The sequence below is a fragment of the Marinobacter alkalisoli genome (assembly GCF_045449795.1).
In the GTDB taxonomy this organism is placed as follows: Bacteria; Pseudomonadota; Gammaproteobacteria; order Pseudomonadales; family Oleiphilaceae; genus Marinobacter.
Genome location: NZ_JBJJLB010000023.1, coordinates 139,805 through 152,228 on the forward strand (window position 1 = coordinate 139,805; position 12,424 = coordinate 152,228).

General features: G+C 58.6%; 8 protein-coding genes. 4 read left to right on the plus strand and 4 right to left on the minus strand.

Features of this window, described 5'->3' with window-relative positions:
- Nucleotides 1-23 precede the first annotated feature (23 nt).
- The 3 genes from ACJO3M_RS11680 to ACJO3M_RS11690 all read left to right on the plus strand — a co-directional run bounded on the left by ACJO3M_RS11680 (nt 24) and on the right by ACJO3M_RS11690 (nt 6,569).
- The gene (locus tag ACJO3M_RS11680; RefSeq protein WP_407001544.1) at nt 24-3,182 is read left to right on the plus strand and encodes a hypothetical protein; all 3,159 of its coding nucleotides are present in this window, start codon (nt 24-26) and stop codon (nt 3,180-3,182) included.
- Between the two features lie 83 nt (nt 3,183-3,265).
- Nucleotides 3,266-5,173: a DUF1302 domain-containing protein gene (locus ACJO3M_RS11685; RefSeq protein WP_407001545.1), complete on the plus strand. Its 1,908-nt coding sequence runs from the start codon at nt 3,266-3,268 to the stop codon at nt 5,171-5,173.
- A 31-nt stretch (nt 5,174-5,204) separates the two neighbouring features.
- Nucleotides 5,205-6,569: a DUF1329 domain-containing protein gene (locus ACJO3M_RS11690; protein ID WP_407001546.1), complete on the plus strand. Its 1,365-nt coding sequence runs from the start codon at nt 5,205-5,207 to the stop codon at nt 6,567-6,569.
- 69 nt (nt 6,570-6,638) lie between these two features.
- Here ACJO3M_RS11690 and ACJO3M_RS11695 read toward each other — a convergent pair whose 3' ends face one another.
- From ACJO3M_RS11695 to ACJO3M_RS11710, 4 genes are all read right to left on the minus strand, one after another.
- Complete coding sequence (locus ACJO3M_RS11695; RefSeq protein ID WP_407001547.1) at nt 6,639-7,298, minus strand: energy-coupling factor ABC transporter permease; 660 nt, start codon at nt 7,296-7,298, stop codon at nt 6,639-6,641.
- 35 nt (nt 7,299-7,333) lie between these two features.
- On the minus strand, nt 7,334-9,070 hold the full coding sequence (locus ACJO3M_RS11700; protein WP_407001548.1) for a SulP family inorganic anion transporter: 1,737 nt from the start codon (nt 9,068-9,070) through the stop codon (nt 7,334-7,336).
- A gap of 7 nt (nt 9,071-9,077) precedes the next feature.
- Nucleotides 9,078-9,944 carry an MBL fold metallo-hydrolase gene (locus tag ACJO3M_RS11705; protein WP_407001549.1) on the minus strand — a complete coding sequence of 289 codons (867 nt, stop codon included), beginning with the start codon at nt 9,942-9,944 and terminating at the stop codon, nt 9,078-9,080.
- A gap of 79 nt (nt 9,945-10,023) precedes the next feature.
- On the minus strand, nt 10,024-11,538 hold the full coding sequence (locus ACJO3M_RS11710; protein WP_407001550.1) for a sensor domain-containing diguanylate cyclase: 1,515 nt from the start codon (nt 11,536-11,538) through the stop codon (nt 10,024-10,026).
- Nucleotides 11,539-11,640: 102 nt separating this feature from the next.
- Between ACJO3M_RS11710 and cobS the strand changes: the two genes are divergently transcribed.
- On the plus strand, nt 11,641-12,411 hold the full coding sequence (cobS, locus tag ACJO3M_RS11715) for an adenosylcobinamide-GDP ribazoletransferase (RefSeq protein ID WP_407001551.1): 771 nt from the start codon (nt 11,641-11,643) through the stop codon (nt 12,409-12,411).
- Nucleotides 12,412-12,424 lie beyond the last annotated feature (13 nt).

The following is a 12,424-nucleotide window of genomic DNA, read 5'->3' on the forward strand; positions in this document are numbered from 1 at the left end:
ATAACAATCGGAAAGGTACAGACATGGTCAACATCAGAAAAACATCGCTCCTGGCGCTTGTGGCAGGCAGTACCGCGCTGTCGGGTTGTCTCGACAGTGGCGGCCAGACTGGTAAAAATGCCAACCCGGTCTACGAGATCGACAACCCTAATCACCCTGCGGACGGCACCAAACCCATTTTTCGGCCACTGGACACCGCGTTTCCGCTGCCCAGTGATCCATTATTTTTCCTGAACCCTGAAAACGACGGTACCATGCTGAACGGTACCGACCCCGCCAACCCGGTCACTACCGGCCTTGGCTTTGTCGATGGTAACTCCATCCTGGCGCCGTTTGACGTCAAAATCAGTGACAGCCTGGACCCAAACCAGACACTGGACGCCCGTGCCTTTGTTGAAATAGATGGAGAAGTGATCCCTAACCCGGATCAGAACGTTTTCGTGTTGGAAATCGAATTCCCCTCTGGCGATAGCGTCTTCCAGCAACAGCGAGAAGTGGGCGGCGTTGTCGACGCCGAGAAGTATCGCCACGCCAGGCGCCTGGAGGAACAGGGCGATACAGCAGCTGCCGATGCGCTCTACCAGGAACTGCTGGACCAACGCTTCCGCATCGAGATTATCACCGTTGACGCAGACGGTCCTGCCGAAGCCGCCGGGGGTTCAGCCAACAACGCTATTCGAGTCCTGCCGGTCAAACCGCTGAAACCGAAAACCAAGTACGCGGTGGTCCTGAGCAATGACATCGTGGATAAGGATGGCGAGCCGCTGGTTCAGGAGCTGCGCTTCGAGACCGCCTCCAACCCCGAGTTTGTGCTTAGCAACCCGGCACTGCAGCCATTCCGGGACTCCATGCTGCCGGCGCGCGCCTTTGGCTCGGACTTCTTTGATTTCAAACGCGAGACGCTCGGCGACCTGGGCCGGAGTGCCACTGGCATTCCCACGTTCGATGATGTCACTTTCGCCATCAGCTTCACCACCACGGCGGTGGAAGACGTGCTGCTGGCCAATGCCGCACCAGCGGCCTGGTTCCGCAACCACCTGCTCACAGATCGCAAGCAATCGGTCCTGAACGCGCTGATCGCAGGAGATTTCAACCTCTCCGACCAGCCGCTCAGCGGTGCCTCTGACGAAGAGCAGCAGGTCAACTCCCGCATTTTCGAGCTGCTTACGGACGAAACCTATCGCTTATTCGACGCTGAACTCGCCAGCATCCTGACTGAAGCCAATGAGAACGGCATGACCGTGCTTTATGGCGATCTCGTGGCCTCCGAGGACGACGACCGCAGGCTGGCGTTTATCCTCCAGGACACAGCAACCCAGGCCGTGGCGGAAGTGGTTGATGTCTCCGCCCGGGCGGATCAGCTAGCCGCCGATGCCTCGAGTACCCTGGACATTCCTGCGGCTTATGACCCGGAATCCGGCGCCCCCTCTCCGGTACGCTTCTTCAGCCAGAAAACCGGAGGCGAGGTCAACCCCGCACTGCAACAGACTGCAGTTGATCTCGGGCTGACAGAGATCAATGTCAACGTACAAGTATACGAGGGCGAAATTACCCTGCCGTATTACCAGCAATTGCCGGACGGTACCGATGGCAGCCCGTTACAGACCGGATCCTGGCTCCCCGCTGATTTCAGCGCAAACCCTGATCTGCCGCAGGCGAAATCCGACAGGGTGACCTACCGGTTCCCGTTCATCCAGAAACAGGCCGATACCAAGATTCCCATTATCGTTGGTACGCCGGACACAAACGATCTCTTCGGAGGCCCTCCTGCCGAGGGCTATCCGGTGATTATCTATCAGCACGCCGCTACTCAGGATCGGTCCGCGATCCTGCCAATGGCAACGGCCGCAGCATTGCTTTGCCTTGCGGAGGGAGATACGCCCCAGAACAGTGCCGATTGTTTCATCACCGTCGGTATCGATATGCCCCTGAACGGCGTATTCGGCGAAGCTGCCACCAGCGCCCGCGATGAAAATGATCCTGAAACCACCCCTGGCATGGTGGAAATTTCCCAGCAGCCAGGCGCCTCTGAGGACGCCACGGAAAGGCACTTTGGTTTCACCGCCAACGATGCAATGCAGGCGGTGACCCGGGATCAGGTCGACAACCCTGAATCCGGCAGCCTGTTCCTGAACTTCACCAACTACGCCAACACCCGGGACAACATGCGCCAGGGCGCACTGGACCTGCTAAATGTGAACGCCCTGTTGCCGGCCATCGAGGACGCCATCAATCAGTGCGCAACTGACGGTGACTGTGCTGACGGCACCAGCATGAACACCGACCGGGTGTACTTCATCAGCCACTCCCTGAGCGGCATGGGTGGCGTGCCCTATCCGGTGATCAACAACCTAGCGTCGCAGGACAACCCGGACCTGAATCCGATCCTCGCTTCCGTCATGTTCAACACTGGCGGGCAGTTCTCGCGCCTGGCGGAAAACTCCCGCGAGACCATTGCCCCGGTGCTGCTGCCAGGACTTGAAGCGGCGTCCGGCGGACTGCTCGCCCAGGGCAGAACCGAACTGAACATCTACTTCAACGTGTTCCAGGCCCTGCTGGATTCCACAGATCCGGTGGCCTTCGCACCGCTGTTCCAGGAAAGCGGCAATGAAGCCACTCTACTGACTTCAATCGTGGGCATTGATGGCGATGCCGATCGCCCATCTGACGGCACCATTCCCAACGCAGCCGATGACCAGATCTACGATCTGGGACCGCTGCAACTGGTGACCGATACCGGTTTCGAGATTAACAGCCAGCCCGCGCCTCTGGCCGGCACCGATCCCATGGCCCGCTTCATGGGCGCCGTCAGCATTGATAACGGAGACGGCACCGATGACGGTAGCCGCCCCGTGATCACTCGCTATCTCGAAGGCTCTCACGGTAACCCGATATCCGCTGGCCAGAAGGGTGTTGATCCGTTCAGCTCCAGCGCGGTGTTTGACGAAATGGCCGCTCAACTGGTCGCTCTGTTCCGCAGCCGTGTGGATGCAAACACAGCATTCACGGTGGATGTGAACAACGACTGCGTCGTCAAAGACGTGGGCAACAACCCCGGCGACCCGGAGTGTGACGGGTCCACCGACGGTGGCGCTGAGCCTGATGATGGCGATGGATCCGGTGGCGACGACGGCGGTGACGGTGGCCTCCTTGATGATGGACTCCTCGGAGGACTGCTGTAACCGACAACACCGAAACGTCTACCCCGGGACCCGCAACGTGTTTGCTGCGGGTCCCCAAGATAAAAAGAATTGGAGCAGTAGAAATGACAACAACAAATACTTCCCGGTTTTCGCGAACAAGGTTGTCGCTGGCGACAGCTGCCCTGTCGGCAATGGTATCCGCGCCTGCCGCAGCCATTAACTTTGACGTCTACGGTATCGATGCCTCCTTCAGCACAAAGCTGACCGCTGGCATTGGTATCCGTCTGGAGGATCAGGATCCGGATCTGATCTCCCAGGGTAATCTGGGATCGGAATTCGCCTACAGCGACACCGGCGCCTCGTCCAACAACTTTGATGACGGTAACCTGAACTTCGAAAAAGGCGATCCGTACTCCCAGATCCTGCGTGGCCGCTCCGAGCTGTTCCTCGACTACGCCCCCGACAGCGACTACCTGACACGTATCGGCGCCCTGGTTCGCGGCAGCTATTACTACGATTTCGAGCTCAAGGATAACGAGCGCGCGGTGGACCCCGTGGGGCAACAGCGCACGCTCAATCCCGAAGCCAAAGACAATGCTTCCGGCGTAGACCTGCTGGACGCCTACATTTTCACCGACTGGTACGCCGGCAACACGCCAGTGTCAGTCCGCTATGGCCGACAGGTACTGAGCTGGGGTGAAAGCACCTTCATCCTTGGCGGCATCAACGCCACCAACCCCATTGACGTGCCGGCCTTCCGGGCCCCGGGCGCGGAACTGAAAGACGTTCTGTTGCCGGTCAACATGCTGTACACCTCGGTCGGGATCACCCCCGAAATCAACGTAGAAGCCTACGTTCAGACCGAGTGGGAACCGTTCAAGATCGATGATTGCGGCACCTTCTTCTCCTCGGCGGATGTCGCAGCCGACGGCTGTGGCCCGGTACTCCTCGCAGGCCAGGTACCCGATTCACAAGCATTCGAGGAAGGCTTCGTCTCGCCCCGCCGGGGTGACGTCGAGCCCGGTGACAAAGACCAGTTCGGCGCCGCCGTTCGCTGGTTTGTACCGGCGCTCGATTCGGAGCTGGGGTTCTACTACATCCGCTACCACAGCCGTTTGCCGTACATCAGCGGCGTGGTGAACAACCCGGAAAACCCGGAAGCAAACCAGATCAATGATCCAAACGAGCCGTTCACCCGGTTCCCGAGCTACTTCATTGATTACCCCAAGGGCATCGACCTGTACGGCATCAGTATCAACACCACCTTGCCAACCGGGACATCCCTAGGGGCCGAGTACAGCTTCCGCCCCAACATGCCCATCCAGTGGAACACCTTTGAACTGATCTACGGCGGCCTGCAACAACGCGGCCCGGATGATCAGGTGGTGAGTAAACTGGAGCAACGTGTGCGGGACGACGACCCCAACTTCAATTACGCCGGCAAGCCTGTTGACGGTTATGACCGCTACGACGTGTCCCAGGTCCAGGCCACACTGATCCACTTCATCGACCGCGTACTGGGTGCGGGGCGGTTTATCATCGTAGCCGAGGTTGGCGCCACTTACGTCCATGACCTGCCGGACAAAAGCGAAGCCCGCTATGGCCGATCCGGCATCTACGGCGTAGGACCGGTTCCGCTCGATGGCGAGTCTTTCTCCGGTGACTTCTGTAGCGAAGGCCCGGGGGACGAGACAACCAGGCTGAACATCAACCCCACCAACTGCGGCTCGGACGGCTTCACCACGTCGTTCTCCTGGGGCTATCGCGCCCTGTTCGCATTGGACTACTCCAATGCCATTGCCGGTATCAACCTGATGCCCAAATTGTTCCTCACCCATGATGTCGAAGGCTATGCCCCGGACCCCGGCGGCAACTTCAACGAGGGCAACAAGTCGGTCAGTCTTGGTCTGGATGCCAACTACCAGAACAAATACTCCGGCTCGATCAGTTACACGAACTATTTCGGTGGTGACTACAACGTCATTTCAGACCGGGATTTCATCTCCGCCAGTGTTTCCTATTCATTCTGATTCACTAACGACAATCACAAAGGAGTTTCTTGTGAATACATACAGAAAACACCTCATCGGTAGCGCTATCGCCGTCTCCCTGTTTTCTTCCGGGGCAGCCCTTGCGGCTGTTTCCGCCGAGGAAGCAGCAAAACTTGGCAACGAACTGACGCCCATTGGCGCTGAACAAGCGGGGAATGGCGACGAGATCCCGGCCTGGGACGGTGGCCTGACATCCCCGCCCGTGGATCAGCCTCAGGAAGGGATCTACCCGGACCCGTTCCCGAACGACGAGCGCCTGTTCGTCATCGACCAGAGCAACGTGGAGGAGTACAAGGACCGGCTCTCTCCGGGCCAGGTTGCCACCATCAAGGCCTACGACGACTATTTCATTCCGGTCTACCAGACCCGGCGCACTGCGGCTTACCCCGACTTCATGATGGAGAAGGCTGTCGAGAACGCTACCAAGGTGTCTCTGACTGCCGACGGCAACGGCCTCCAGAACTATGAAACGGGCGTACCCTTCCCGATTCCCAAGAGTGGTGTCGAAGTCATTTTCAACCACATTACCCGTTATCGCGGCGGTTCCATTATCCGGAACGTTGCCCAGGTAACCCCACAGGCAAACGGTGATTACAGCCCGGTCAAATTCACCGAGCATCTGACCGACCGTGTCGCACTGGCAGACTATGAGCCGGGCCAGGATGACAATGTGATGTTCTACTTCAAGCAGGTCATCACCGCGCCCTCCCGTCTGGCGGGTAACGTGCTGCTGGTTCACGAAACCCTGAACCAGGTCAAGGAAGCACGCCGGGCCTGGCTGTACAACTCGGGCCAGCGTCGTGTCCGCCGTGCCCCGCAGGTAGCCTATGATGGTCCGGGCACCGCCGCCGATGGTCAGCGCACCTCCGACAACCTCGACCTGTACAATGGTGCGCCGGATCGCTATGACTGGGAACTGATCGGCAAGAAGGAAATGTACATCCCGTACAATTCCTACCGGCTGGGCGACCAGGATCTGAGCTACGATGACATCATCCAGCCCGGCCACATCAACCCGGAGCTGACCCGCTACGAGCTGCACCGCGTCTGGCATGTGCGCGCCACCCTGAAGGACGGCGAGCGTCATATCTATGCCCAGCGTGATTTCTATGTCGACGAGGATTCCTGGCAGATCGCCGTGGTCGACCACTACGACGGACGCAGTCAGCTCTGGCGCGTAGCCGAGGCCCACATGGTTCAGGGTTATGATGTCGTCGTGCCCAGCTATGCCGCTGAAACCTTGTACGACCTGCTGTCCGGCCGCTACCTGGTGATGGGTCTGACCAACGAGGAAGACGACCCGTACACCTTTGGCGTGAAAGCCCGCTCCAACGAGTTCACGCCCGCAGCCCTGCGCCGCGCCGGCGTGCGTTAACAGCGCCGTCAGGCACCCCATGGGGATAAACAAAAAGCCCGCTTCAGTGCTGAAGCGGGCTTTTTGTATTCAGCGATAACGCCGCTGGTCCAGCGTGGTCAACCGGTCCGGGTGGAACACCATCAGCCCGGTCACGAACGTGCCGTTCACGAAGCCCTCAGGCAACATAATCAGCGGCAGGTACCGGAGGTACTCATGGACCAGTTCTCTGAACTCATACACCCCGGCGGTCCATAGCATCAAACACATCACCACCCCGGCACACGCCACCGCAATACCGGCGCCGAAAAAGCCGCAGAAAAAGATATACGCAAAGAAATTACGAAAATTCCTGCCTCGCTCCCAGAGCATGATGCCGTGGCTGACCAGCGCCGGTACCATCACTGTGACCAGCCCGTTGGCGGCAAACATGACCAACGGTTCCCGCCCGGTGATGACGGTAATCACCAGCGCCAGCAGGCCTGCCAGCACCGCCAGCCCCCACCCCAGCATCAGGGTAATGACTGTCATGCCGAAAATATGAATGGACAGGCCCGGCGAGATTCCGGCTCTCAGTTGCCAGAGGAACCCGAGGACTACGGCGGCGCCGAAGAAGGAATGCTGCAGGGCGTTGTCCCTCCGCAGGGCCTGCCAGTCCACCTGACGGACAGCAGTGACCAGTATCCCGAGGAACAGGAATGCCGTGATGATCAACTGAGTGGTGGACAGCAGGTTGTCCGTCATGCCCATGGAAGTTCACCCTTTCAAACCGGGCAGCCAGTGTATCAGGGCACGCTCGTTACCGGCATCTCTGAAGGTGACACCAGTGTTTGCCAGGCCTCAAATGTACTGAGGAAAACCGTTCCTTCCAGACGACTGAGCAACTGAGTATTCTTCAGCCGGTCCATCACCGGCCCCTTCACTTCAGACAGATTCAGACGCACGCCGGCATCACTCAGCCTTTCGTTGATGGTCTCCAGGCTCTCCAAGGCGGAGGCATCAATCAGGTTCACTGCCGGGCACACCAACACCAGATCCTTCAGGTCCGGCTGGCAGGTGACCAGGTCCATCACCGCTTCTTCCAGGAAGCGGGCATTAGCGAAGTAGAGGCTCTCGTCCACCCGCAGGAAGGTCACGTGACGGCTGGTTTCCACCCGATGACGCTGGATATTACGGAAATGCTCGGTGCCGGGCACCCGGCCGACCACCGCACTGTGGGGGCGACTGGTTCGAAACAGAAACAAACCGATCGACAACCCCACCCCGGCGATGATGCCCGCTTCAACGCTATAAACCAGAGTGAGCGTAATAGTCGCCAGCATGGCGCCAAAGTCGGCACGGGAATAACGCCAGGTACGCACCAGCGCCGGGAAATCAATCAGCGTGGCCACCGCCACTATGATCGTTGCTGCCAGCGTTGCCGTCGGCAGATAAGCGATCGCGGGTGTCAGCAACAACGTCGCCAGAGCGATACCCACGGCGGTATACGCACCTGCCGCCGGGGTTTGCGCACCGGCGTCAAAATTCACTACCGAGCGGGAAAAACCGCCAGTTACCGGCATCCCCCCGGAAAAGCCCGCCCCGAGATTCGCTGCACCCAGGCCAATCAGCTCCTGATCCGGATCAATGCGCTGCCGGCGCTTCGCCGCCAGCGTCTGCCCTACCGACACCGACTCCACAAACCCCACCACGCTGATTAGCAACGCGCCAACCGCAAGCTGCTTCCAGACAGACACTTCCATGGAAGGCATCGTCAGCTCCGGCAAACCGGAGGGCACCTCACCCACCAACTGGACACCCAGCGCATCCAGCTCCAATACCCACGCAACCAGAGAGGTGACCAACACCGCCAGAACGGGCGCTGTTCTGGTGAGGATGTCCGCCATTCGGATTCCACATCCGAAGTGGATCAACAGGGGTTTCAGACGTGATCGGGCGAACATCAGGAACACCAGGGCCCCCGCACCGATCAGCAGGGTCGGCAAACTGACGTTCCCCAGGTTCCCGGCCAGTGAGCCGGCAATCTCAATCAGATTATGACCAGAGGCATCAATCCCCAATATGTGCTTGAGCTGGCTGAACGCGATCACGATGCCCGACGCGGTGATAAATCCGGAAATCACCGGATGGCTAAGAAAATTCGCCAGAAATCCCAGTCTCAGCCCCCCCATTGCCGTCAGCATCAGACCTGACATGACGGCCAGCAGCACCGCTCCGGCCAGGTACTCCGGGCTGCCAGGCGCAGCGATCGGCGCCAAAGCTGCTGCGGTCATTAACGCGACCACGGCCACGGGCCCCACCGACAGGGTCCGGCTGGTGCCAAACACCGCGTACAGCACCAGTGGCAGGATGCTCGCGTAAAGCCCAACCTGCGCAGGTAGTCCCGCCAGCAGTGCATAAGCCAGTGACTGGGGAATCAGCATAATGGTCACAATCACCGCAGCAATCAGATCACTGGCGGCCTGTTCCCGGCGATACTCCGGTAGCCATTGCAATACCGGAAGGTAGCGTTTGAGGCTCATCGGCGGTTCAGAACAGGTTGACCGGCACTTTGAGATAGACCTGCCCATTACCTTCCGCCGGAGGCAGTTGGCCAGCCCGCATGTTGACCTGTACCGAAGGCAGAATCAGCCGGGGCATTTCCAGGGTGGCATCGCGTTCGGTGCGCATCTTCACGAACCGTTCCTCGGAGATCCCTTCATGAACGTGCACGTTCGCACGGCGTTGCTCTGCCACGGTGGTCATATGCTGATAGGTTTCACGCCCCGGCGCCTTGTAGTCGTGACACAGGAATATGCGGGTCTCCGGCGGCAGGGCCAGGACCTTCTGGATCGACCGGAAAAGGGTTCGCGCGTCTCCTCCGGGAAAATCGCAGCGGGCGGTGCCGTAATCCGGCATGAACAGAGTATCGCCGACGAATGCGGCGTCTCCAATCACATAGGTCAGGCAGGCAGGAGTGTGGCCCGGCGTGTGCAGCACACAGACCTCCAGATTGCCGATGTCCACGCGGTCACCTTCCTCGAAGAGCCGGTCGAACTGGCTGCCGTCACGGGCGAACTCAGTGCCGGCATTGAAGGCCTTACCGAAAATGTTCTGCACTTCGACGATGCGGGCTCCGATACCGGTTCTCCCGCCGAGATGCTCCTGCAGATACGGCGCGGCGGACAAATGGTCTGCATGAACGTGGGTTTCCAGAATCCACTCGACAGCCAGGCCTTCGCGAAGAATATAAGTAATGATGTTATCGGCGGAACGAACCTCCGTGCGCCCGGACGCGTAGTCAAAGTCCAGTACCGAGTCAATAATGACGCAGGCCGTACTGTCCGGGTCACGGACAACGTAGCTGAAGGTATTCGTTGGCTCGTCAAAAAAATGCTGCACGACTGGGCTCGTCATGGCTTCACCTCCAGGGGAGACTTAAATTTATAGGCATAAGGATATACCCATTATGAATAAGAGGTGAAATGATCTTTTTTTATGGGCGAAATACCCCCGATGCATCAACGAAACAATTCCTGCCCGCCTCCTTTGCCAGATAGAGGTGGTGATCCGCTTTGCCGATCACCGGGTCCGGACTGGAAGGTATCGTCGGCAGGTCCGTCACCGCGGCAATGCCCGCACTGACGGTGACCTCAATGGGCAAGTCTTCGAAAACAAACTCATGCCCACGCACCGCCAGCAGGATCCTGGCAACCATACCGCCCACATCGTCCGTGTCGTCCAGCGCAAACGCGACCATGAACTCTTCCCCGCCAAAGCGAGCCACCACATCCATGCCGCGGGTATTTTCCACCAGGATCCCGGCGAACTCGGTCAGCACATAATCGCCGGCGAGATGCCCCAGCGAATCATTGATCTGCTTGAAATGGTCGATATCAAACATCGCCACGGCAAACGGTTCGTGCTTCCGGGCCGCCCGTCCCAGCATTTCCTCCAGGCGCGGCATCAGGTAGCGACGGTTGTGAAGTTCGGTCAAGGGATCCCGAATGGACTGGCTGAGTAGCTTCTGCTCCAGGTTATGGCGCTCCAGTGCGCCGGACAGCAAGCCGGAAACAATGATCAGGAGATCGCCCTGGTCCTCACGCCAATTTCGCTTTTGCAGTGAATCCACGCCAAAAAAACCGGTAACGCGCCCGCGGATCTTGACCGGCACAGCAAACATGGAGCTTACGCCACGGCGTTCCAGTATCTCTTTCTCCCCGCCAGCAATATCAGGCAATCCAGACGCGTCAGGTATAAAGACAACCTTATCAGTGCTCACCATTCCGCTAATCTGCTGCTGCCACCACTGCAAATTTCCAATATAGACGCTCTGCTGTCTGTCAATCAGGGCGGGAACACCAGGGCCTACCCACTCATGGGTGTTGGCCATGGACTGGTAATCGTCTGAAAAACTGAACAGGTAGGCGCGATCGACTTCAAAGAACTGCCCCATGGTTTTCAGCAGTTCGCGTATACACTCATCAATGGTTCCGAACTGCAGGTTGATGAATTCCTTCGACAGGTCGGCGATCAGCTTCTGGAAACCCGCCTGATACGAATGCTCCGTTTCACTCTCACGCAGAACCTGCTCCAATTCCTTGTATTGCTGGATATTGTGAAACTGACCGTACCACAGGGTACTGCCATCGCTCAGTCGCTCCGGTTCGGAGTGGCCTTCAAACCACTGGTACTCTCCGGTCGTGAGCTTCAGCCTGGCGCAGTGCTCCCACGTCGTCAGATTACGAGCGGAAGCCTGGATACTCTCGCCAACACCGGCCAGGTCATCCGGATGAACAATCCCAAAAATGGCATCCGCACTTTTCTGCAATGCCTCAGGTTCCAGCCCGAACCAATCAGCCACCCGCCTGCTAACATAAGGATACCGATGCTCACCCCCGTCAGCACTCAACCAGTAGGTATAGAGAATAACGGGTACGCTGGCTGTCAGCTTGTTATAAAATTCTGGCGAGTTCTGGCCTGAGCCATCGCTATCCTTTTGATCATGCATAAAACTGCGTGACTCCTCTCAAGGGAGCCGTTTTTCCGGCGGCCTACAAAAAAAGTGTAGAGTATGGCAACAAATCCCGCGAGCATGCCCCCGGAGCAGCATTTGAGCACCCATACAAACCCCGCATCCCGTGAATGGCAGGCCTTCTGGCTCGCGATTGGTTTCCTCACCCGGATACCAATGCTGACCCAGATCGATTACTCACAACGCCTGATGAACCAGAGCAGCCTTTATTTCCCGGTCGTCGGCCTGCTCCTGGGCGCATGTTATGTCGGCGCCTACACCTTATTGACCCTTGCCTTCAGTCCGCTGATCTCGATTGTATTGGTGGTCATCCTGCACCTGTGGCTGACAGGGGCCTTCCACGAGGATGGTCTGGCCGACAGCGTGGACGCACTGGGTGGTGGATATACGCTCGAAAAGCGTCTGGAGATCATGAAGGACAGCCGAATTGGCACCTACGGCACAGCGGCACTGGTGATGGCCCTGGTGCTGAAAGTCGCCCTGCTGGCCGAGGCAAGCCCCGTCTGGCTGGCACTTTTGGCCGCACCCATGGTGGCACGTCTCACACCACTTTTGATCATGGGCTACCTCCCATACGTGACCGATCCGGACAAGAGCAAGAGCAAACCGGTTGCCGATGGCTTTTCGCGAACCCGGCTGGCGATTGCCGCGACCTTCACTGTTTTTGCGTCCCTGGTACTGGTTCTGTACGAACCCTGGCTATTGTTGTGGGGGCTGTGTGCAACCCTGGGAGTTGCCCTGGTTTGGGGAAGCTACCTGCGCAGCCAATTGGGCGGCTACACCGGCGATACCCTGGGCGCCAGCGTGGTGTTCTCCGAACTTGTCCTGTTGCTGGGCCTGACCATCTGACCGCGACACGCTC

Bases quoted from the DNA above. Each gene is read 5' to 3' on its own strand.
- ACJO3M_RS11685 (WP_407001545.1), top strand. From the start codon at position 3,266: ATGACAACAACAAATACTTCCCGGTTTTCGCGAACAAGGTTGTCGCTG.
- ACJO3M_RS11680 (WP_407001544.1), top strand. From the start codon at position 24: ATGGTCAACATCAGAAAAACATCGCTCCTGGCGCTTGTGGCAGGCAGT.
- ACJO3M_RS11710 (WP_407001550.1), bottom strand. From the start codon at position 11,538: ATGCATGATCAAAAGGATAGCGATGGCTCAGGCCAGAACTCGCCAGAA.
- ACJO3M_RS11705 (WP_407001549.1), bottom strand. From the start codon at position 9,944: ATGACGAGCCCAGTCGTGCAGCATTTTTTTGACGAGCCAACGAATACC.
- ACJO3M_RS11700 (WP_407001548.1), bottom strand. From the start codon at position 9,070: ATGAGCCTCAAACGCTACCTTCCGGTATTGCAATGGCTACCGGAGTAT.
- ACJO3M_RS11695 (WP_407001547.1), bottom strand. From the start codon at position 7,298: ATGGGCATGACGGACAACCTGCTGTCCACCACTCAGTTGATCATCACG.